We start from the raw sequence: 20,618 nt of genomic DNA, 5'->3' as shown, positions 1-20,618 counted from the left end.
CGCATCTTCGCGATGGCCCGCCGCGGCCTGTCACGCCGCCGAATCGCCCGCAAGATCGCCCATGGGCGCGCGCATCGGGCGCGCCAGGTCAGTGATCAGAGACAAGTGTACGGCGCAAAGCCCGCTCCGCCACGGCGACGCGAGATCGTAGTGGGCGGGCTCACCCCGTCACTCGGTCGGCATCGCCCCGGTCAGCCCGCTCAACGCGTCGTTGGCCAGGAAGACCACGAGCAGACTGATCGCGATCAACATGGTCAGCGCGACGGCCAGCACGATGATCACCTTGGTGTTGCCACCCCGGGCCGCCGGGCTCTCCTCGGACCAGCCCTGGGCCAGGATGTGCCCGGTCAGCGATCCGGAGTTCTCCAGCGGGTTGCCCTGCGGGAACGACACGGTGGCGAAACCGGGCCCGTCGGTTCCGCCGTACGCGGCGGTGGCGAGATCCGGGCCGGCGGGCTGCGGGCGTACCGGACGGGTCGTGTCGGCGTCGCGGGCGGGCGTGGCCGGCGGCGGCCAGGTCGGCAGCGCCGGGGCCGGCACCACCGGCGAAGGCGGGTCCGACACGGGCGCGGCGGCCCACGACGGCGGCGTGGCGCCGACCGGCGGTGCGACGAGCGGGGCCGGCGGCGGTGGCGCGGCCGGCGGGCTCGGGACGGCGGCCCGCGCGGGCGGGAACGCCGGGGCGGCCGACGGGGCCGGGAACAGCGGCGCGGGCAGCGGGTCCGCCCCGCCGGTCATCGCCGGTGGCGGCGGGAACGGCGGCGCGGGCATCGGGCCCGGCGGGGGCGGCGGCGGGGGTACGGGCGGACCCGGCGGCGGGACGGGTGGGCCGGGGATCGGCGGCACCGGTCCGGGCGTCGGCGTCGGCGGCGCGGGCGGCGCGGGCAGCGGCGGCGTGGGCCGCAGCGGAGGCTCCGGTTCGGGTACCGGCGGCGCGGGCGACGGCGGCGTCGGACCGGGCACCGGCGTGGGTGCCGGCTCGGGCTCCGGGCCGTTCGGCGCCGGAGGCTGCGCCGGCTCCGGCGGCTGGACCGGCTCCGGCGGTTCCGGGTTCACCGGCCCGGCCCGGTAGACGGTGGCGGCGGCGGGCGGAGCGGCCACCACGGAGGCGGCGACCTCCTCGGCCGAGACGCGGCTCAGGCCGGGCACCGACGCGCTGGCCCGGGCGGATGCCGCTCCGGTACCGCTGGCGAGCGCGGCGGGGCGGTCGGTGGTGGAGACCGGTGCCGCTTCCGGCGGGGAGTCGGCAGGCTCGCGCGGAAGCGAATCGGCGGTCCCGGCCGGGGAGCCGTCGTCCGGCTCCGAGGCCGTCCCGTCGGCCGCGTCCGCCTGCCGGGCCGGTGCGGTGTCGCGGTCCGGCGCGGTGACGGCCGGTGCGGCGGCGTCCACGACCGCGGCGTCCGGGGCGGCGGGCGGAGTGGATGCGGGCACGCGTGCGGAACCGGAGACGCGGGGTGCCGGGATGGCCGCCGGAGCACTGCCGGGCGTACCCGGGAAGGCGTCGCCGTCCGGCTTCACCTCGGCGGCGGGCGTGGCTGCCGTGCCGGCCGAGGCGGGCGGCACGGTGGCGGGCTGGGGCGGCGCCTGGCGTTCGGCCACAGCGAAGGCGGACCAACTGGACGGTGGCACGGTGGCGCCGGGGAGGCGCCGATCCAGCGGCGGTGGGGTGTCCGCCGGGGTGCCCGCCCGGTACGTCGTGGGGCCGGCCTGCGGAAGCGGCTGCTCGTCACCGGAGGGCGGCGGCACGGCCGCGCCGGCGACCGACACCCGTGCCCGCGCCACGGCTACCGCCGGGGCCGAACCGCGGTCGTCGTCGCCGGCCGGGTCGGCGGGGTCGGGCGTCGGTCCCGGGTGGACCTTCTCCGCCGGAACGTCCTGCTCGCCCATCTCGCCCCTCCGCACCCACGCTCGCCTCCGGCCGTGGCGTCGACCGGAAGTGCCTGGATCTCACCGTGCCATATTCCAGCCCGGGAGCACAGCCGGAGTGGCGGTTGGGTCAGTCGGCGCTGCTGCTCGGGCTGGCGGAGCCGCTGCCGGACGTGCTGCTCGACGGGGCGGCGCTGCTGGTGCTCGGGGCGACGCTGCTGCTGCTCGGCGCGGCGCTGCTGGTGTCCGGCTCGGCGCTCGCGCTCTGGCTCGGCTCCGGCTCCGCCGACTCGCTGGGCGGCGGCGAGCTGGGCGCCGGGCTGGACGTCGTCGGATCCGGCGTCGGCGTGGTGGGCTTCGGCGTCGTCGGTGTCGGCTTGGGCGTGGTCGACGGCTTAGGCGTGGTGGGCGTCGGCTTGGGGGTGGTCGACGGCTTCGGCGTGGGCGGCGGGGCGGGAGTGGCCGGGGCGGGTACCGCACCGATCACCCGGGTCGCCGCGTAGAGCCGCGACCAGCGGACCACCGAGATCTTGACGACGTCACCGGTCCGCGGCGCCTCGACCATCTTGCCGTTGCCGATGTACATGGCGACGTGGTGGACGCTGGTCCAGCTGCTGCCCGAGGCGAAGAACAGCAGGTCACCGGGGAGCAGAGCGTTCGGCGAGACGGTGCGGGAACGGGTGGCGAAGTACTGGTCCTTGGCGACGCGGGGCAGGCCCCGGTAGCCGGCCGCCTGGTAGGAGGCGAGCATCAGGCCGGAGCAGTCGAACCGGTCCGGGCCCTCCGCGGCCCACAGGTAGGGGTCGCCGAGCTGGGCGAGGGCGTACCGCACGGCGGCGAGCGCCCGCGGGTCCGCCACCAGGCCGTCGATGCTCTGGTCGACCACGTACGAGGTGCCGAGCTGCTGCTCGGCGGCGTCCGCCAGCCGCTCGATCTCCAGCAGCTTCGCCGCGTTCTCCTTGCGCAGCGCGACGAGCGCGGCCTCATGCTTGCGCAGGTCGGCCTCGGCGCGGGTGTACTCCGCGCCCTTCTCGGTGGCCCGGCGCCGGGCCGACTCGTGTGCCTCCCGGGCGACCTGCTCGGCGCTGGTGGCGCGGAGGAGTTCGCCGGTGACCGACGTGGTGGCGCCCGCGGCCTTGTCGCCGCGGGTGATGCGCTGGAGGTTGGCGAAGTCGCGCAGGCTGGCGCCGAACTCGCCGGGCGGCAGCGCCGCGTCGGCCTTCACGGCGTCGGCGGCGGCGCTCTTGGCGTTGTCCTGGGCGCGGGCGAGCGCGTCCTGGGCCTCCTTGAGGCGGGCGGCGGACTGGGTCAGCTCGGTCTGTGCGGCGTCCCGCTCGGTCTTGATCCGGAGCAGCGCCTCGCCGAGCTGGGTGACCCGGACGTCGAGCTGGTTGATCTGCGCGATCAGCGGGCCGTCGGCCGGGTTGGTCACGCCGGTGGTGGCACCCGCGCCGGGCAGACCCGGGACGGTGACACCGGGCAGACCGGGGACGGTGCCGGGCAGGCCGGGGACGGTGCCCGGTACGCCGGGAACGGTGCCGGGTGCGCCGCGGCCGGAGCCGGACGCGCCGGGGAGCTGCAGGGGGCCGGTGACCTGGGGCCGGGAACCGGTGTCGGGCACCACGTCGGGCAGCGGGTCGGCCCAGGCGGGTGTGGCGAGCGCCGCGGCCGCTACCGCCCCCAGCAGGGCGGACCAGAGCGCCGGGCGCAGGATCGGTGAGATCACCGGCTGCCGTCCTCGTCGCCGTCGGGCCTTGGTGCTGTGAGCCATACCGCTCCCCGTCCGGTCTGGGGTCCGTCACGCGTGGTTGGGGCGTGTCGGGACAGGACGGCCCTGGTGTGTGTTCCGCCCCACCCTGTCTTACCTCACGGTTGCGACGATGTCGATGTGCGGAGCGTGACGACGGGTGAACCGCCGTGACCACGTCGGCGGCCGGTCGGACCCGCGACGTACGCTCGATCGGGAACCCAGGTGGAAGGACGTGGCTTTCGGATGGACGCCGGACTCAAGCGCGAACTCGAGGCGAAGGTGTACGCGGGGGAGCGGCTGACCCGCGAGGACGGCATCGCCCTCTACGACAGCGACGACCTGACCTGGCTGGGCCGGCTGGCCCACCACAGGCGTACGGAGCTCAACGGTGACCGGGTGATGTTCAACGTCAACCGTCACCTGAACCTGACGAACGTCTGCTCGGCGTCGTGCGCGTACTGCTCGTTCCAGCGCAAGCCGGGCGAGAAGGACGCCTACACGATGCGCATCGACGAGGCGGTCCGCAAGGCCAAGGAGATGGAGGACGAGCAGCTCACCGAGCTGCACATCGTCAACGGCCTGCACCCCACGCTGCCCTGGCGCTACTACCCGAAGGTGCTGCGCGAGCTGAAGGCCGCGCTGCCGAACGTCAACCTCAAGGCGTTCACCGCTACCGAGGTGCAGTGGTTCGAGAAGATCAGCGGGCTCAGCGCCGACGCGATCCTCGACGAGCTGATGGACGCCGGCCTGGAGTCGCTCACCGGCGGCGGCGCGGAGATCTTCGACTGGGAGATCCGGCAGCACATCGTCGACCACAACTGCCACTGGGAGGACTGGTCGCGCATCCACCGGCTGGCCCACTCGAAGGGCATGAAGACGCCGTCGACGATGCTCTACGGCCACATCGAGGAGCCCCGGCACCGGGTCGACCACGTGCTGCGGCTGCGTGAGCTGCAGGACGAGACCGGCGGCTTCCAGGTCTTCATCCCACTGCGCTACCAGCACGACTTCGTCGACTCGGCGGACGGCAAGATCCGTAACCGGATCCAGGCCCGGACCACGATGGCCTCGCCGGCCGAGTCGCTCAAGACGTTCGCGGTCTCCCGGCTGCTGTTCGACAACGTGCCGCACGTCAAGTGCTTCTGGGTCATGCACGGCCTGTCGGTCGCGCAGCTCTCGCTGAACTTCGGCGTCGACGACCTGGACGGCTCGGTCGTGGAATACAAGATCACCCACGACGCCGACTCGTACGGCACGCCGAACACCATGCACCGCGACGACCTGCTGCACATGATCTGGGACGCCGGCTTCCGTCCGGTCGAGCGGAACACCCGCTACGAGATCGTCCGCGAGTACGACGGGCCGCCGTCGCTGGCGGAGCGCCGGTCCGAGCCGCAGCAGGTCTGGGCCTGACCTGGCGATGAGCGACGAGGAACAGCAGCGCGGCTTTCCCCGGCGCGACGCCGAGGGGCGCATCCTGACCCTCGGTGACCTGCTCGGCGTGACCCTGGCCGGCCTGGTCATCGGGGTGCTGGCGCTGCTGGTCTTCGAGTTCGCGTTCGCCACGGTGGGCGACAGCGGATTCGGGGGCACAAACGGCTGGCTCGCGGTGATCCTGCCGCTCTGGCTGTTCTGGGACGAGTTCCGGGCCTGGGAGTTCGGCGCTGCCCGGGTGGTGGCCGCGCTGGCCGGTCTCGGGCTCGGGATCGTCGCCGGTCTGCTGGCCGCGGGCCTGGCCTCCGGGCTGCCCGCGCTGGTCACCGGCGCGTTGGCCGCGGCGGTGTTCACCGTTGTCTACGCCGTCATCTGGTTTCATGGCGTGCACTGGCTGGCCCGGCGTACGGGCTGAGGCACGAAGAGAGTGGGAATGCGGGAATGAGCGCGGCGCTCAAGTACACGCTGGGCCGGATCGGGCTGTTCGTCGCCGTGCTGGCGGCCCTCTGGTTCGTCGACATGAACATGTTCCTGCGGCTGATGCTGGCGCTGATCTTCTCCGCCACGCTGTCGTTCTTCCTGCTCAAGGGCCTGCGGGACCAGATGGCCGGGGAGATGGCGGAGGCGGCGGAGCGGCGTCGCGTGGAGAAGGATCGGCTGCGCTCGGCGCTGGCCGGTGAGGACCAGGCCGAGCCGGACGCCGAACGCCGCGACGGCTGAGCGGACGAACGAGGGGCCCGGCGCCATCTGCGGCGCCGGGCCCCTCGTCGTTCATCGGCCGGTCGAGCCGTTCACCGGTTGACCGGGCCGTTCACCGGTTGACCGGGCCGTTCACCAGTTGGTCGAGCCCGGAACGACCGGCCACGGCCGGTCGGCCGGCTTGATCAGGTAGGCGATGCCGCCGGAGCCGGAGGCCACCGTGCCGTTGGCCCGGTAGCGCTTGGTGCGCAGCCAGATCTGCTCGAACTGCTCCCGCTTGTAGACGTTGCGGACCGCGTCGTTGGACGAGGACGCCGGGTCGTTGACGATCACGTCGCCCTCGGCCGTGAAGCCGACGATCACGAACAGGTGCCCGGAGGTGCCGTAGTTGGCGCCGTCCAGCTCGCTGGCGAGGAACGACTGCGAGGTCACCACCGGGATGCCCGCCTTGATGAACCGTTCCGCCTCGTCCAGCGAGTGCAACCGCGTGACCCGCGCCTCCAGGCCGGGGAAGCTCGCCGCGTACGCGGTGTTGAACGGCCAGTTGCCGGCGCCTTCGTACTCGTAGTCGTAGGTCATCCGGGCGGCGTGGTCGACGGTCGGGTCGGGGTAGGAGGGGTCGACCCAGGAGGTGTCCTCGGCCGAGGGCTTGCGGCCCCAGTACTCGACCACCATCTCCGTCGAGGTGGGTGAGCACCACGCCTCGCCGCCGCCGTCGTACTCGGGGTACTCGCCGATGTGGACGTTCTGCGAGTAGCGCGGCACGGCCAGCTCGGTGCCCCAGGCGATGCCGCCGCGGCTCGGCGTGACGGTGAACCGGTCCGGCACGTTCGACGCCATCGCCCCGAGCATCCGGACCTGCGGCGCGGCGGCCTGGCCGGGCGCGCGGTAGAGCGTCAGCCGCAACTGGTACGAGCGCAGCAGCACCCCGGCGTCGGCGTCGTCGATCGAGAACGTGTCGGTCCAGATGCTCGACCACGGGTCGCCCTGGCCGTCCAGCGTGGACCGCTTGATGTCCTGGTCGCCGGAGGCCCAGCGGCCCATGACGTACCACGGGGTCTGCGCCCCGGTGTTGTACGTGCCGTGCAGCTCGACCTGGATCCAGGTGCCGGCCGGGGTGGCGGCGTTCCACGACGCGACCATCTCGGTGGCGTCGAAGCCGATCCGCCGCTCCGGCGAGGTCCAGGTGGCGTACTCCCAGGTGCGTGTCGTGCCGGTGTGTTCGTCGGTGAACTCGGTGGTGCCCGCCGGCCGGTCGATGGTCAGCGCCGGGTGGCGGCCCGGTACGGCGCGGGTGCCCTGGTGGGTGCCGGTACGCCAGTCGGGGAAGCGGGAGAACTCCTGGAAGGTGATCTGTTCGTCGTGCGTGACGCCCGGTCGCGGGGCTTGTGCCTGGACCGGTGCGCTGGTGCCGAGGAGGGTGAGCGCGGTGAGGCCGGCGAGGGCGGCCGCGCGCATAGGTCTTCCGAACATGGCAGCTCCACAGGGAGACGGCATCGTTGCCGTTCACTGTCGCGCTTGGCGGGAAGTTTCGCCAGATGTTCGAGCCAAGAAAATCATTGCCGAAGTGACGATCAGGTCGGGATGGCTAAAGAGAAAGACAGATATTGATATGACCATGTGTCTCCTGGTGGAGTGTGCGGACAACGGGAGCTCTCCCGTACCCCCAGGAGGTTGTCCATGGCCTTCCGCACCTCTCCGCTCCGCCGCCGGCTGGCGCTCGCCGCCGCCGTCGGCCTCACCATCGCCGCCGCGGCCGCCGCGCCGGCGGTCGCGCGACCCGCACCGGAAGGCTCCGGCGAGCCGTCCACCGTCGCCTACCGGGTGCTCGGACCGCGTACGGCGGCCGACCGCACCGCCGTCGCCTCCACCGGCGCGGCGATCGACTACTCCGAGCACGGTGTGCTGCACGTCACGGCGACAAAGGCCGAGGCCAACGCGATCACCCGGCTCGGATTCCGGCTCGAGAAGGACGTCGTGCCGGAGCACAACCACGCCGACGGGGGCATGACCGCCAACGCGTTCCCGCCCGCCGACTCGAACTACCACGACTACGCCGAGCTGACCGCCGTGGTGAACAAGGTGGTCGCCGACCACCCGACCATCGCCCGGAAACTGAGCATCGGCACGTCGTACCAGGGCCGGGACCTGATGGCGGTGAAGATCTCCGACAACGTCGCCACCGACGAGGCCGAGCCGGAGATCCTGTTCAACGCGCAGCAGCACGCCCGGGAGCACCTGACCGTCGAGATGGCGATCTACCTGCTCAACCTCTTCACCGACAACTACGGCAGCGACTCCCGGATCACAAGCATCGTCAACACCCGGGAGATCTGGATCGTCCCCACCGTCAACCCGGACGGCAGCGAGTACGACATCGCCACCGGCTCGTACCGCTCCTGGCGCAAGAACCGGCAGCCCAACAGCGGTTCCACAGCCATCGGCACCGACCTGAACCGCAACTGGAGCTACCAGTGGGGCTGCTGCGGCGGCTCGTCCGGCACCAAGTCGTCGGACACCTACCGGGGCCCGTCCGCCTTCTCCGCCCCGGAGACCGCGGCGCTGCGCAACTTCGTCAACAGCCGCGTCGTCGGCGGGGTGCAGCAGATCAAGGCGAACATCGACTTCCACACGTACTCGCAGCTGGTGCTCTGGCCGTACGGGTACACGTACAACAACACCGCCACCGGGATGAACACCGACCAGTACAACACCTTCGCCACCATCGGGCGGCAGATGGCGGCGACGAACAACTACACCCCGGAACAGTCGAGTGACCTCTACATCGCCGACGGCACCAGCATCGACTGGATGTGGGGCGCTCACAAGATCTGGGCGTACACCTTCGAGATGTACCCCGGCTCGGCCTCCGGCGGCGGCTTCTACCCGCCGGACGAGGTGATCCCGGCGCAGACCTCACGCAACCGGGAGGCCGTGCTGATCCTGTCCGAGTACGCCGACTGCCCGTACCGGGCGATCGGGAAGCAGAGCCAGTACTGCTGACCTCACCACCGGGTGGGAACCCCGGTTCCACCCCCGCCGGGGTTCCCACCCACCCCCCACCGTCCGGACGATCTCCGCTGGTCGTGCGCTACCGTGGCACCGACCGTGCCACAGCGAAGCCGGTGCGAAACCGGCGCTGTCCCGCAACTGTGATGCCCCGTACGCGCGGCGTCGGCCTTCCGCCGGCGCCGACGGACGTGGGACGAGCCAGGTCGCCTGCGGCCCGGTCGCGACACGCGCTCTCGAGGAAGGGCGCCTCGCGGGCGGGCCTTTTCTCCTGTCGGCGAAGCACCACACTCCTCGACCGACAGGAGGCTTCATGTCCAGACGTACCCCCCGGCTCTTCGCCACCGCGCTCGCGGCCGGCGTGCTGCTCCTCGGCGGCTGCGCCGAGAAGACCTCGACCGACACCCCCGCCGCCGGTGGCTCCGGCGGCGCGTTCCCGGCCACCGTCGGCAAGCTGACGCTGGAGAAGCGGCCCGAGAAGATCGTCTCGCTCTCGCCGACCTCCACCGAGATGCTCTTCGCCATCGGCGCCGGCAAGCAGGTCACCGCCGTCGACGACCAGTCGAACTACCCGGCCGAGGCGCCCCGCACCGATCTTTCCGGCTACCAGCCGAACGCCGAGGCCGTCGCCTCTCGCAACCCCGACCTCGTGGTGATCTCGGACAACCTCAACAAGATCGCCGATCAGCTCGTCGCGCTGAAGATCCCGGTCCTGCAGATCCCCGCCGCGGCCACGCTCGACGACACGTACCGGCAGCTCACCGACCTGGGCACGCTCACCGGCCACCGGTCCGAGGCCGACGCCGTGGTGCAGAAGATGAAGGACGACATCACCGCGTTGACCAAGGACCTGCCCAAGCGCACCGAGAAGCTGACCTACTTCCACGAGCTGGGCCCGGAGCTGTACACCGCGACCAGCAAGACGTTCATCGGCACCATCTACGCGCTCGCCGGGCTGGAGAACATCGCCGACGCGTCCGACGCCGACGGGAAGAACGGCGGCTACCCGCAGCTCTCCCAGGAGGTCATCGTCAAGGCGAACCCCGACTTCGTCTTCCTCTCCGACACCAAGTGCTGCAAGCAGAGCGCCGACACGGTGAAGGCGCGCAGCGGGTGGGCCGGCATCAACGCGGTGAAGAACAACCAGATCGTGGAACTGGACGACGACATCGCCTCGCGCTGGGGCCCGCGCGTGGTCGACCTGCTGAAGGTCATCGTCGACGCCACCGCCAAGGTCCCGGCCTGACCGTGGCCCTTCGACAGGCGGACTCCGCCCCGAACCCGGCCGGAACGCCTCGGGCGTCCCGGCCGGGCATCCGGCCGCTGTCCCGCCCCGGGCGGCGCGGGGCGCCCGGGGCGGGCGGCGCCCCGATCCGGCCCGCCGGGCTGCGCAAGCGTTGGCTGCTCGCCGGAGTCGTGGCGGTGCTCGTCGCGCTGGTCGCGGGCGTCTCGCTCGGCCCGGTCAGCCTGCCGCCCGGCAGCGTCGCGGCCGAACTGCTCAACCTGCTACCCGGGGTGCACCTCGACAGCGGGCTCACCGAGCGGGAAGTCGCCATCATCACCGAGCTGCGGCTGCCCCGGGTCGTGCTCGGGCTGCTCGTCGGCGCGCTCCTCGCCCTGGCCGGCGGCTGCTACCAGGGCGTCTTCCGCAACCCGCTGGCCGACCCGTACCTGCTCGGCGTGGCGGCCGGCGCCGGCTTCGCCGTCACCACGGCGATCGTGCTCGGCGCCGGAGCCGGCGGGGCGCTGACCGGGCTGCCGATCACCATCCCGCTCGCCGCGTTCGTCGGCTCGCTCGGCGCGGTCGTGCTGACGTACCTGCTCGGCGCGGCCGGCGGGCGGGACCGGTCACCGGCCACGCTGATCCTGGCCGGGGTGGCGGTCTCGGCGTTCTTCGGCGCCGGGCAGACGTACCTGCTGCAACAGCACTCCGACAACATCCAGCAGGTCTACTCCTGGCTGCTCGGGCGGCTGGCCACCGCCGGATGGCACGACGTGTGGCTGGTCCTGCCGTACTTCGTGCTCACCGCCGTGGTGGTGCTGCTGCACCGGCGTGAGCTGGACGTGCTCTCCGTCGGCGACGACGAGGCCACCGGTCTCGGCCTGCACCCGCAGCGTTCCCGCTACCTGCTGATCGCCGCCGCGTCGCTCGGTACCGCCGCCGCCGTCTCCGCGTCCGGGCTGATCGGCTTCGTCGGCATCATCGTGCCGCACACCATGCGGCTGCTCTTCGGCTCCAGCCACCGGATCATCCTGCCGCTGTCGATGCTGTTCGGCGGCGCGTTCCTCGCGCTCACCGACGTGGTCGCCCGTACCGCCGCCGCACCCGCCGAGATCCCGATCGGCGTGGTCACCGCGCTGCTCGGCGGCCCGTTCTTCGTCCTCGTGCTGCGTACCGCCCGCCGGGTGGCGATGTGAACGCCCCCGCCGTGCGCGTCCACGACCTGCGGGTCGACCTCGGCGGCAACCCGATCCTGACCGGCGTCGACCTGACCGTCGCCGCGGGCGAGTGGGTCACCGTGATCGGCCCCAACGGCGCCGGCAAGTCGACCCTGTTGCGCGCCGTCGGCGGCCTGCTGACCGGCCCGGGCGAGGTCGCACTCTTCGGTACGCCGATCGGCGCGCTCCGGCGCCGCGAACGAGCCCGGGTGGTGGCCACCGTGGCCCAGTCCCCGGTGGTGCCGGCCGGCATGTCGGTCTTCGACTACGCGCTGCTCGGGCGCACCCCGTACATCCCGGCGCTGGGCCGCGAGTCGGCCGCCGACCTGGCCGCCGTGCACGAGGTGCTGGAACGCCTCGACCTCGGCCCGTTCGCGCACCGTGAGCTGGCCACGCTCTCCGGCGGCGAACGGCAGCGCGTCTTCCTGGCCCGCGCGCTGGCCCAGGGCGCCACCCTGCTGCTGCTGGACGAGCCGACGAGCGCGCTCGACATCGGGCACCAGCAGGAGGTGCTGGAACTCGTCGACCAGCTCCGCCGCGCGCACGGCCTGACCGTGCTCGCCACCATGCACGACCTCTCCATCGCCGGCGAGTACGCCGACCGCCTGGTCCTGCTCGCCGACGGCCGGGTGGCAGCCGCCGGCCCGCCCGAGGACGTGCTCACCGAGGAGCTGCTGGCCCGCCACTACCGAGCCCACATCCGGGTGATCCCCGGCGACCACGGCCCCTTGGTGGTCCCCGTCCGCCCCACCTGACCCCGCCCTCGCCCTCTCGCACCGTCGATCTGTGAGTGGGGGTTGTCAAGTGGTGCGGTGGTGGTTGGTGATGGTGCGGTAGATCTGTCGGGCGATGTAGCGCTTGAGGCAGCGGGTGATTTCTTTGGTGGTGCGGCCTTCGGTGCGGCGTCGGGTGATGTAGTCGCGGGTTTCGGGGTGGATGCGGCGGCGGGTGAGGGCGATGGTGTGTAGGGCGCTGTTGAGGGTTCTGTCGCCGCCGCGGTTGAGGCGGTGGCGGTTGGTGCGGCCGCTGGCTGCGGGGATGGGGGCGGTGCCGGCGAGGGTGGCGTAGGCGGCTTCTGATCGGACGCGGCCGGGGTGGGACCAGGCGGTGAGGGCGATCGCGGCGGTGACGGGTCCGATGCCGGGTTGGTCGAGCAGGGGTGGGCACAGGTGTGTGACGAGGGTTCGGAGGCGCCGGTGGTTGTCGGCGAGGGTGGCGTCGAGGGTTTGGATGTGCCGGGCGAGGGTGGTCAGTTCGCGGCGGCGGGTGTGTTCCTCGCAGGGCAGGTCGGTGGTTTCGGGTAGGTCGAGGGCGGCCAGGCGGGCGATCTGGGTGGTGGTGGACAGCCCGCGTAGCGCCTCGCGCAGGGTGTCGTCGGCGGTCAGGATCAACGCTTTGACCAGGTTGATCGTGGCGGTGCGGGTGTCGCTGTGGTGTCGGCGGCAGATCAGCAGCAGACGCAGTGCCTCGCGTGGTCCGTCGCTTCGGGGCACGGCGATGCGCTCAGCGGGCAGGGCAAGCACCGTATGGGCGGCGGCGACCGCATCCAGGTGGTCGGACTTGCCGCCCCGCCGGCGTGACGCGGCGGCGGGTTTGGGTGCCTCGCTGACCGCTTCACCGGCAGCGGTCAGCACCCGGCACAGCCCTTGCCCGTGCGCCCGGGTGCCTTCCACCGCCCACAACCGGCGCCCCTGCGGTGGGGTGTGCGCGACGGCGAAGGCCAGCAGCCGGGCCAACCCGTCCGGGTCGGTGGGCACGGTGACCTGCGCCAGCACGGCGCCGAGACGGTCGACCACGGCGGCGGTGTGCGTGTCGGTGTGAGTATCGACCCCTACCACCACGTCGTAGCGATCCGCGACTCGCTCTACGATCCTTGTCATCTCGGATTGTTGCTCCTTTAGCCAGCGACGACCGGGACAGTCGGCGTCGGCTCGGGAAGCAGTCACCACGGCGGCAGATCTGTGATGGGCCACGTGTGCTCGCACGGGCAGGCTTCTGATCAGGCCAGCAGGGTGGGCCGGGCCGGCGCCGACGATCACCCGGGGACAGGTCTTGCACAAGGCACACCCGCAAACCGAGCGGCCGGATCGACGAAGAGTCACCCAAGTGATCATCGATGCCGAACCCTAACGGCAACCAGCCGAACCGATCACCACACACATAGAAGCGTCTTGCAGATTCGGCCCCGGCGAAAGGTGCGTATGTGACGTCGCGCGGGCCGCAAGTGCAAGATCGGCGGGGCGGGGCGGGGCGGGGAGGGGCGAGGGTGGGGTGGGGTGGGGTGGGGTCAGCGGAGGGTGGAGATGGAGAAGAGGGCGCCGGACGGGTCGCGCAGGGCGGCGCTGCGGCCGGCCGGGTTGTCGCGGGGCGGGACGAGGATGGTGCCGCCCAGCTCGGCGGCCCGGGCCGCGGCGGCGTCGGCGTCCTCCACTGCGAAGTAGACCGCCCAGTACGCGGGCAGGTCCTCCGGCAGCGGCTCGGCCCAAGGCAGCATGCCCGCGACGATGCGGGCGCCGCAGCGCCACCCGGTGTACGCGACCGGCCCGACCGGGCGCTCCTCCGGGTGCCACCCGAAGACCAGCGCGTAGAACTCCTTCGCGCCGTCCGGGTCGGGGGTGACCAGCTCGTTCCAGCACATCGCGCCCGGCGCGTTGTAGAGCTCCGCCCCGCGCATCGCCATCGGCTGCCAGACGCTGAACACCGCGCCGGCCGGGTCGGCGAGCACCGCCATGCGGCCCTGCCGCGCGACGTCGAACGGGGAGACGACCACCTGCCCGCCGGCCGCCTCGACCCGGGTCGCGACCAGGTCGGCGTCGTCGGTCGCCACGTACGTGGACCAGACCGGCACCTGGTCCGGCGTACCGGGTGGCCCGGCCCCGGCGACCGCCTTGCCGCCCTTGCGGAACACGGTGTAGCCGCCCGCGTCCGGCTCGGGGGAGATATCCCCGGTCCAGCCGAACAGCTCGGGGTAGAACCGTCGTGCGTCGTCCAGACCGGGCGTGGCCAGGTCGGTCCAGCAGGGTGTGCCGGGCTCGACGCCGTTCACGGTGACCCCTCTCGCCGGGGGCGGCTCCGCTCGCCCGCCCTGTCGGCATCGTGGCACCGCCCGGTCGGCCGCCGGGCCGGAACCGGACAAAAGGTCAGCTGAAGCGGCGTCCCTCATCCCGCCGGTACGCCCAGCCGGCCGCTGCGGCGAGCACCAGCACCCAGACGACGAGCATCACCAGCGCCCGGGTGTCCGGCGTGAAGTCGGTGACCGCCGCCCAGAGCAGTTCCACGGCGCCCCGGGTCGGCAGGTAGGGGGCGATGGCCTTGATGAAGCCGGGCGCGTCGTCCGGCCCGGAGAGCAGGCCACCGCCGAACGCGAGCGGGAAGAAGATCACCTGTGCCACCACGATCGCCGCCTTGCTCGGCAGCGAGTAGCCGATCGTCAGGCCGAGCAGCGTGAACGGCACCGAGATCACGGCCACCGCGACGAGCCCGAGCATGAACTGGACCGCGCCGACCCGGGCCTCGGTGGCGACCGCCGCGATCACCACCACCGGGATCATCGACACGTACGTCAGCACCAGCCCGGCCAGGATCCGCCCGGCCAGCCGCGGCGCCGGTCCGGCCGGCAGGGTCCGGGTATACGGGTTCCAGGGCTGGTCGCGGTCCTCGGCGACGCCCACTCCGTACTGGAAGATGTTGGCACTCATCACCGCGAACGTCACCATGGCGGCGGTGGCGTAGGTGGCGCCGGTCGGATCGTCGCCGGCGAACGGCACCACGAAGAAGAGCATCGCGGCGGCGGGGAAGAACGCGCTGCCGACCACCGCCACCGGGATCCGGATGACCTCCAGGAGTTGGTAGCGGGCGTGGACGAGGGCGAGCGGCACGGCGGTCTCCTAGGCGGCTGTGGGCGCGGGCCGGTCTTCGGCCGTGATGGCGAGGAACGCCTCCTCCAGCGAGGTGGGCCGGACCTCCAGGTCGCGGAAGGCCACCCCGGCGGTGACCAGGTCGCGGACGAGCTGGTCGGCGTCGGTGGTGAGCAGGTGCACCCGCCCGTCGGTGCGTTCGGTGGCGACCACGCCCGGCAGCGCCGGCAGGTCGTCGGCGACCAGGCTGACCCGGCGTACGCCGACGATCCCGCGGATCGCGGCCACCGAGTCGTCGGCCAGCACCCGCCCGTGACCGATCACCACCACCCGCTGCGCGAGCGCCTCCACCTCCTCCAGGTAGTGGCTGCTCAGCAGCACGGTGCCGCCGTCGGCGTGGAAGTCGCGGATCGCGTCCCAGAGGGCGTGCCGCGCCTCCACGTCGAGGCCGGTGGTCGGCTCGTCGAGCACCACCAGCCGGGGACGACCGACGAACGCCAGCGCCACTGCCAGCCGGCGACGCTGGCCGCCGGAGAGACCACCGGTCTGCCGGCGTACCTGGTCGGCGAGGCCGAACCGGTCGAGCAGCTCGCCCCGGGGCACCGGGTCGGGGAAGTGCGCGGAGACGAAGTCGACCACCTCGCCGACCCGCAGCGTGCCGGGCAGGCCGGTCTCCTGCGGGGTGACACCGAGCTGCCGCCGGCTCGCCGGGTCGCGCGGGTCGCCGCCGCACAGCTCGACCCGGCCGGTGGTCGGGCGGCGCAGCCCGACCAGCAGGTTGATCAGGGTGCTCTTGCCGGCGCCGTTCGGCCCGAGCAGGCCGACCAGCTCGCCGGCCCGGACTGTGAGGTCGACCCGGTCCAGCGCCAGCACCTCGCCGTAGCGGCGGCTGACCTGTTCGGCGCGGGCCAGGATCATCGGTGTTCTCCTCGGGCGGAGGGGCTGTGCCTTCCCTGTCTACCGTGCCCGTGCCAGTCGCGGTGTCCCCTGCCCGGCTGCGCGCATCCCCTAGTCTGGTGGCGCCGTCGACGACGGTGGAAGTTCCAACCGGACACTGGGGAGGGTCCGTGACCAGTCCGAGCAGGAATCTCGACGTCCAGCCGGAGGCGCTGAGGGCGTTCGCCCTCGCCTCCCGGGACCGGTCCTCCCGGTTCCGTGAGCTGGAGCGGACGTTCCGCGACGGCCACGTGGCCCGGCACTCCTTCGGCGTGATGCCCGCGTCGTTCAGCCTTGCCGCCGCGTACGAGCAGCAGTTCGAGGCGTGCCTGGAGGGGCTGGCGGACGGCGCCGAGACCATGCTGACCATCGCCGCCGGTCTGATGGAGACCGCCGCCGCGTACGACGACACGGACTCGGCGAACGACACCATGTTCACCGCGGGCGGCTGAGGGAGCGGGGATGAGCACCGAGGCGCTCCAGCGCAACAAGACCTACTTCGAGCAGATCGTGTCGGGCACGCCCGACCCGTTCAAGCCGCTGTCGAACGCGGTGCTGTGGCCGTTCGAGCAGCTTCTGGAACTGGTCGCCGGTGAGCCGGACGACCTGATGCGGGCGGCCCAGCTCGCGATGACCACCGGGGAGGCGGTCCGGCAGATCGCCGGTGACCAGATCGCCGACCGGGCGCGGCTGCGCGGCGCCTGGGACGGCGACGCGGCGGAGAAGTTCCACGCCTCGATGCAGTCCATCGAGGAGGCGATGGACGATCTGGCCAAGGGGCTGGACGGCACCAAGGAGGTGCTCGTCGACTCCGCGAACGCGTCGGTGGACGCGTTCAACCTGCTGGTCGAGCTGATCCTGGAGTTCCTGCTCTGGTTCCTGACCGAGGTCATCATCGCCGCGGTGGCGGCGGCGCTGAGCGCCGGCGTGAGCCTGGCCGCCACAGTGGTGCGGGTGCTGGCCCGGCTCGCCACCACCGTCGGCCGCATGGTCAAGATCGTGGCGCGGTTCGCAGAGATCCTCACGAAGCTCGCCACCAAGCTCCAGAAGGTCGCCAACCTGCTCGACCACTACGCCAAGGTGGTGATGGAGCTGCGCCGGGCCAAGAAGGCGTACAGCGCGTTCAGCAAGTCCGGCTACACGAAGGCGGCGCTCGCCTTCAAGGTCGAACGCGCCGCCGTGCTCTTCCCGGGCAAGTTCGTCATCAACCAGGCGTCCCCGGTGAACATCCCCGGCATCGGCGGCGCCCTGCTCGACACCGGAATGGGCCTGCACGACGTCTCCGACGGGCGCAAGGACCGCAACTACCTGACGGACGGCACGTACCGCGACGACCTCGGCCCGTACACCAAGGGCGTGCAGAACGTGTTCGACTCGATCGTGAACTGAGAGGCAGCAATGACGTTCCCGGCCCTGGACCGGATCGAGGCGCTCGCCCGCAACCTGGACGGGTGGCAGCGCGAACTCGGCGCGCGGATGGCCGAGCTGGAGCAGAGCAGCGCCGAGGGGGTGAGCGACTCCGGCCTGGTCACCGTCGTGGCCGCCGCCGACGGCAAGATCCTCTCCACCGACATCAACGCGCGGGCCATGCGCTTCGACTCGTACACTCTCGCCGAGGAGATCACCTCGGCGGCGAACCGGGCGCAGGAGGCCGCCGCGGCCCGGGTACGCGAGATCGTCGGCGAGGTGATGGGCAACGCCCCCGCCGCGGAGCGCCCCGCCGACGACGGCTACGGCCACGACCGATACTGAGCCGATGGACGAGACCAGATACCGCGACCGGATCGGCCTGCTCGTCGAGCCGGGCGAGCGCGTCCTGGCCCACGCCAAGGCCGACGTCGGCCAGGGACTCGCTCCGGCGCCACCGCCCGAGCCGGAGTCCACCGCCGACCCGGGCCGGCGGACCGTCGGCTCGGTGCTGCTCAACGTGCTGCTGCCACTGGCCACCTGGGACCGTGGGGACCGCCTCGTCGACGCGATCGGCTGGGGGATCGCCGGGCGCGGTGCCCCCGGGTCGGCCGCCTCGCGCCTGCACCGCGCGCTCCGTCCGCCCCGGCCCGACCTGCAGGTCCGGGAGACGCTGCTCGCGGTCACCGACCGGCGGCTGGTCGTCTGCCGTACCGGCGGGGTGAAGCTGCTGGCCGGGCGCGAGGCCGAGGAACGCGCGTTGGCCGAGACCGCCGTGGCCTGGTCGGCCGCGCGCGCGGAGATCGCCTCCGCGCGGGTGGGGTGGCACCGGCTCAACCCGAAGCGGCTGCGGATCGACTTCACCGACGGCTCCTGGCTGTCGTTCACCGTGCCGATCGCCGAGTCCGGCCGCCCGCTGCGCGACGTCGCCACCGCACTGTCCGCCTGACCGGGCCGCCCGCCGGGGCCGCGGCCGGACCCGTCGAGGACCGCGACCGGCCGGCCAGTCGGCGCAGCCGGGCCGCTCCCGTCAGGCGGCCAGCGGCGCGGGCAGCGGCTCGCGGTGCAGCACGGCCAGGCGGGAGACCGCCCGGGTCAGCACCACGTAGAGGCGGTGCAGCCCGCGCGGCTCGGCGGCCACGATCGCGGCCGGCTCGACGACCACCACGTGGTCGTACTCCAGGCCCTTCACCAGCGTCGCCGGGACCACCGTGACGCGCGCCGCGGCCTCGACGTCGTCGGCGGTCGCGGTCTCGACACCCGCGTCGGCGAGCGCCGCGCGGAGCCGGTCCACCGCGTCGTCAGCGGCGATCACACCGACCGAGCCGTCGTGGGCGAGCGCCGCCCGCACCTCGGCCACCGTCGCGGCCGTCAGGTCCTCGGCGGTACGCACATCCAGCGCGCCGTCGTGGCGAAGCGAGCGGGCCGGGGGTACGTCGACGGCGAGCGCCGGCAGCAGCCGGTTCGCGAACGCCACCACGGCGGCCGGAACCCGGAAGCCCACACTCAGCGGCACCACGGCAGCGTCCGGCTTGCCCAGGTGGGCCAGGGACTCCCGCCAGTCGGTGGCCGCCCACGGCGCGGTGCCCTGCGCCAGGTCGCCGAGCAGCGTGATCGAGCCGTGCTCGCTGCGCCGGGCGATGGCCCGGCACTGCATCGGGGACAGGTCCTGCGCCTCGTCGACCACCACGTGCCCGAAGCCGGAGGGCCGTTCCAGCAGCCCGGCCACCTCGTCGATGAGCACCGCGTCGGCGGCGGTCCACCGGGTCGCCTTCGCGGTGCGCGCGACCTTGCCGGACCGGAACAGCTCCTGCTCCTCGGGCGTGAGCAGGCCGTCCGCGGCGGCGGCGAGCGCGTCGGCGTCGGTGCGCAGCCGGTGCAGCAGCCCGTCCGCGGTGAGTGCCGGCCAGACCGCGTCGAGCAGGTCGGTGACCGGCTTGATCCGGCTCATCCGGCGCAGCCAGGCGTCGCTCGGTGACTCCGCCCGGCGCGCCTCGGCCTGGCGTTGCAGCAGCCCCACCAGCCGCGCCCGGACCCGTTCCCGCCCGGTGGCGTAGGGCAGCCCTTCCCGGCGGGTCTCGGTGACCAGCCGGTGCAGCGGGTCGAGCCCGATCCGCCACCGGTACGAGCCGTCCGACACCATGATCGGCTCGGTGGGCGTACCGATGTGGGCGTCGACGGCCCGGCGCAGCACCTCGGCCATCCGGACGTCGTGCTTGAGCGCGGCGGCGGCCGGGTCGTCGACCGCGCGGACCGGTACCCGCGCGACCAGGTCCTCCACCGTGGCCTGCTCGACCTCGACCTCACCGAGCGCCGGCAGCACCGCCGCGATGTACGACAGGAAAGCCCGGTTCGGCCCGACGATCAGCACGCCCGAGCGGCGCAGCCGTTCCCGGTGCAGATAGAGCAGGTACGCGGCGCGGTGCAGCCCGACCGCCGTCTTCCCGGTGCCGGGAGCGCCCTGGACGCAGATCGAGTCGGCCAGGTCGGCCCGGACCAGCTCGTCCTGTTCGGGCTGGATGGTGGCGACGATGTCCCGCATCGGGCCGACGCGGGGGCGCTCGATCTCGGCGGTGAGGATGCGGCTGGCGGTGCCGAGTTCCTCACCCCGGTCCAGGTGCTCGTCCTCGAAGCTGGTCAGCGTCCCGGCGCTGAACCCGAACCGGCGGCGTACGGCGACACCCTGCGGGTCGCGCGCGCTGGCCCGGTAGAACGACCGGGAGACCGGCGCCCGCCAGTCCAGCACCAGCGGCTCGCCCAGCTCGTCGGTGACGTGCCGCCGCCCGACGTGGTACTCCCGGCCGGCATGGTCCGGGTCTGCCTCCCCGAAGTCCAGGCGCCCGAAGAACAGCGGGGTGGTCGGATCGTCGGCCAGCTCCTTGACCCGCCGGGCCATGTGCCGGCCGAGCTGCTCGGCGGTGTACGAGTCGCCGGCCACCTTGTCGCCGGTGGCGAAGAGCGACTCGGCGCGTTCCCGCATCCGGGTCAGCGCGGCGCGGGAGGCGGTGAGGTGGGCACGCTCGGCGGCGAGTTCGGCGTCGAGGCCGGGTGTGGCGTCAAGGTCGGTTGCGGGCACTGTGAACTCCGATGGCTCAACTGAGGCTCGCTCGCGTATCCGGGGCGGTTGGCCTGCTCCCGGCGCGGGGACGTCCGCTGCGGTGCATGCTCACCGCGGCCGTCGGGCGGCCCTCCACGCTACGGGAGCGCCGGCCGGTCGCGCC

18 protein-coding genes, 1 pseudogene and 1 riboswitch are annotated in these 20,618 nt (G+C 72.8%); of the genes and pseudogenes, 11 read left to right on the top strand and 8 right to left on the bottom strand.

Going from position 1 to position 20,618, the window contains the following annotated elements:
- Positions 1 to 168: 168 nt before the first annotated feature.
- Entirely contained in the window at positions 169 to 1,887 is a 1,719-nt protein-coding gene (locus tag O7607_RS10925; RefSeq protein ID WP_269702888.1) for a hypothetical protein, read from the bottom strand.
- 109 nt (positions 1,888 to 1,996) lie between these two features.
- Entirely contained in the window at positions 1,997 to 3,637 is a 1,641-nt protein-coding gene (locus tag O7607_RS10920) for a C40 family peptidase (protein WP_269702887.1), read from the bottom strand.
- Positions 3,638 to 3,859: 222 nt separating this feature from the next.
- Here O7607_RS10920 and mqnE point away from each other — a divergent pair, with 222 nt between their 5' ends.
- Genes mqnE through O7607_RS10905 form a run of 3 tightly spaced genes read left to right on the top strand, consistent with a single transcriptional unit; the run spans position 3,860 to position 5,770 of the window.
- Positions 3,860 to 5,029, top strand: a complete 1,170-nt coding sequence (mqnE, locus tag O7607_RS10915; RefSeq protein WP_269702886.1) for an aminofutalosine synthase MqnE — start codon at positions 3,860 to 3,862, stop codon at positions 5,027 to 5,029.
- Between the two features lie 7 nt (positions 5,030 to 5,036).
- Positions 5,037 to 5,465 (top strand): hypothetical protein, encoded by a 429-nt coding sequence (locus O7607_RS10910; RefSeq protein WP_269702884.1) that lies wholly within the window; start codon positions 5,037 to 5,039, stop codon positions 5,463 to 5,465.
- Positions 5,466 to 5,491: 26 nt separating this feature from the next.
- Positions 5,492 to 5,770: a DUF4229 domain-containing protein gene (locus O7607_RS10905; RefSeq protein WP_269702882.1), complete on the top strand. Its 279-nt coding sequence runs from the start codon at positions 5,492 to 5,494 to the stop codon at positions 5,768 to 5,770.
- 111 nt (positions 5,771 to 5,881) lie between these two features.
- Here the strand turns inward: O7607_RS10905 and O7607_RS10900 are convergent, their stop codons facing one another.
- Entirely contained in the window at positions 5,882 to 7,222 is a 1,341-nt protein-coding gene (locus O7607_RS10900) for a C39 family peptidase (RefSeq protein WP_269702880.1), read from the bottom strand.
- A gap of 207 nt (positions 7,223 to 7,429) precedes the next feature.
- Here O7607_RS10900 and O7607_RS10895 point away from each other — a divergent pair.
- From O7607_RS10895 to O7607_RS10880, 4 genes and pseudogenes are all read left to right on the top strand, one after another.
- Positions 7,430 to 8,749: pseudogene (locus O7607_RS10895) on the top strand (M14 family metallopeptidase); the annotation flags it as partial.
- A gap of 121 nt (positions 8,750 to 8,870) precedes the next feature.
- Positions 8,871 to 8,964, top strand: a riboswitch (cobalamin riboswitch).
- Positions 8,965 to 9,071: 107 nt separating this feature from the next.
- Entirely contained in the window at positions 9,072 to 10,004 is a 933-nt protein-coding gene (locus O7607_RS10890; RefSeq protein WP_269702878.1) for an ABC transporter substrate-binding protein, read from the top strand.
- Positions 10,005 to 10,081: 77 nt separating this feature from the next.
- On the top strand, positions 10,082 to 11,176 hold the full coding sequence (locus tag O7607_RS10885) for a FecCD family ABC transporter permease (RefSeq protein ID WP_269706941.1): 1,095 nt from the start codon (positions 10,082 to 10,084) through the stop codon (positions 11,174 to 11,176).
- On the top strand, positions 11,173 to 11,952 hold the full coding sequence (locus tag O7607_RS10880; protein ID WP_269702877.1) for an ABC transporter ATP-binding protein: 780 nt from the start codon (positions 11,173 to 11,175) through the stop codon (positions 11,950 to 11,952). Before O7607_RS10885 ends, O7607_RS10880 begins: the two co-directional genes overlap by 4 nt.
- A gap of 45 nt (positions 11,953 to 11,997) precedes the next feature.
- Here O7607_RS10880 and O7607_RS10875 read toward each other — a convergent pair whose 3' ends face one another.
- The 4 genes from O7607_RS10875 to O7607_RS10860 form a co-directional block, all read right to left on the bottom strand.
- Positions 11,998 to 13,077: an IS110 family transposase gene (locus tag O7607_RS10875; protein WP_269702002.1), complete on the bottom strand. Its 1,080-nt coding sequence runs from the start codon at positions 13,075 to 13,077 to the stop codon at positions 11,998 to 12,000.
- 407 nt (positions 13,078 to 13,484) lie between these two features.
- On the bottom strand, positions 13,485 to 14,243 hold the full coding sequence (locus O7607_RS10870) for a VOC family protein (protein ID WP_269702875.1): 759 nt from the start codon (positions 14,241 to 14,243) through the stop codon (positions 13,485 to 13,487).
- A gap of 94 nt (positions 14,244 to 14,337) precedes the next feature.
- Positions 14,338 to 15,075 (bottom strand): ABC transporter permease, encoded by a 738-nt coding sequence (locus O7607_RS10865; RefSeq protein WP_269702874.1) that lies wholly within the window; start codon positions 15,073 to 15,075, stop codon positions 14,338 to 14,340.
- Positions 15,076 to 15,084: 9 nt separating this feature from the next.
- Positions 15,085 to 15,972, bottom strand: coding sequence for an ABC transporter ATP-binding protein (locus O7607_RS10860; RefSeq protein ID WP_269702873.1), 888 nt, complete (start codon positions 15,970 to 15,972; stop codon positions 15,085 to 15,087).
- Positions 15,973 to 16,121: 149 nt separating this feature from the next.
- Here O7607_RS10860 and O7607_RS10855 point away from each other — a divergent pair, with 149 nt between their 5' ends.
- Genes O7607_RS10855 through O7607_RS10840 form a run of 4 tightly spaced genes read left to right on the top strand, consistent with a single transcriptional unit; the run spans position 16,122 to position 18,346 of the window.
- Positions 16,122 to 16,442 carry a type VII secretion target gene (locus O7607_RS10855; RefSeq protein WP_269702872.1) on the top strand — a complete coding sequence of 107 codons (321 nt, stop codon included), beginning with the start codon at positions 16,122 to 16,124 and terminating at the stop codon, positions 16,440 to 16,442.
- 10 nt (positions 16,443 to 16,452) lie between these two features.
- Positions 16,453 to 17,379 (top strand): WXG100 family type VII secretion target, encoded by a 927-nt coding sequence (locus O7607_RS10850; RefSeq protein WP_269702871.1) that lies wholly within the window; start codon positions 16,453 to 16,455, stop codon positions 17,377 to 17,379.
- Positions 17,380 to 17,388: 9 nt separating this feature from the next.
- Positions 17,389 to 17,742, top strand: a complete 354-nt coding sequence (locus O7607_RS10845) for a YbaB/EbfC family nucleoid-associated protein (RefSeq protein ID WP_269702870.1) — start codon at positions 17,389 to 17,391, stop codon at positions 17,740 to 17,742.
- 4 nt (positions 17,743 to 17,746) lie between these two features.
- Positions 17,747 to 18,346 (top strand): hypothetical protein, encoded by a 600-nt coding sequence (locus O7607_RS10840; protein ID WP_269702869.1) that lies wholly within the window; start codon positions 17,747 to 17,749, stop codon positions 18,344 to 18,346.
- Between the two features lie 81 nt (positions 18,347 to 18,427).
- Here the strand turns inward: O7607_RS10840 and O7607_RS10835 are convergent, their stop codons facing one another.
- Positions 18,428 to 20,473, bottom strand: coding sequence for a HelD family protein (locus O7607_RS10835; RefSeq protein WP_269702868.1), 2,046 nt, complete (start codon positions 20,471 to 20,473; stop codon positions 18,428 to 18,430).
- Between the last annotated feature and the right edge of the window lie 145 nt (positions 20,474 to 20,618).

Origin of the sequence: Micromonospora sp. WMMA1949, from assembly GCF_027460145.1 — a bacterium.
In the GTDB taxonomy this organism is placed as follows: domain Bacteria; phylum Actinomycetota; class Actinomycetes; order Mycobacteriales; family Micromonosporaceae; genus Micromonospora.
Note: the sequence above shows the minus strand (reverse complement) of the source record. Positions and strands in the feature narration are given on the sequence as shown.

Bases quoted from the DNA above. Each gene is read 5' to 3' on its own strand.
- O7607_RS10925 (WP_269702888.1), bottom strand. From the start codon at position 1,887: ATGGGCGAGCAGGACGTTCCGGCGGAGAAGGTCCACCCGGGACCGACG.
- O7607_RS10920 (WP_269702887.1), bottom strand. From the start codon at position 3,637: ATGGCTCACAGCACCAAGGCCCGACGGCGACGAGGACGGCAGCCGGTG.
- mqnE (WP_269702886.1), top strand. From the start codon at position 3,860: ATGGACGCCGGACTCAAGCGCGAACTCGAGGCGAAGGTGTACGCGGGG.
- O7607_RS10910 (WP_269702884.1), top strand. From the start codon at position 5,037: ATGAGCGACGAGGAACAGCAGCGCGGCTTTCCCCGGCGCGACGCCGAG.
- O7607_RS10905 (WP_269702882.1), top strand. From the start codon at position 5,492: ATGAGCGCGGCGCTCAAGTACACGCTGGGCCGGATCGGGCTGTTCGTC.
- O7607_RS10900 (WP_269702880.1), bottom strand. From the start codon at position 7,222: ATGTTCGGAAGACCTATGCGCGCGGCCGCCCTCGCCGGCCTCACCGCG.
- O7607_RS10890 (WP_269702878.1), top strand. From the start codon at position 9,072: ATGTCCAGACGTACCCCCCGGCTCTTCGCCACCGCGCTCGCGGCCGGC.
- O7607_RS10875 (WP_269702002.1), bottom strand. From the start codon at position 13,077: ATGACAAGGATCGTAGAGCGAGTCGCGGATCGCTACGACGTGGTGGTA.
- O7607_RS10860 (WP_269702873.1), bottom strand. From the start codon at position 15,972: ATGATCCTGGCCCGCGCCGAACAGGTCAGCCGCCGCTACGGCGAGGTG.
- O7607_RS10850 (WP_269702871.1), top strand. From the start codon at position 16,453: ATGAGCACCGAGGCGCTCCAGCGCAACAAGACCTACTTCGAGCAGATC.
- O7607_RS10845 (WP_269702870.1), top strand. From the start codon at position 17,389: ATGACGTTCCCGGCCCTGGACCGGATCGAGGCGCTCGCCCGCAACCTG.
- O7607_RS10840 (WP_269702869.1), top strand. From the start codon at position 17,747: ATGGACGAGACCAGATACCGCGACCGGATCGGCCTGCTCGTCGAGCCG.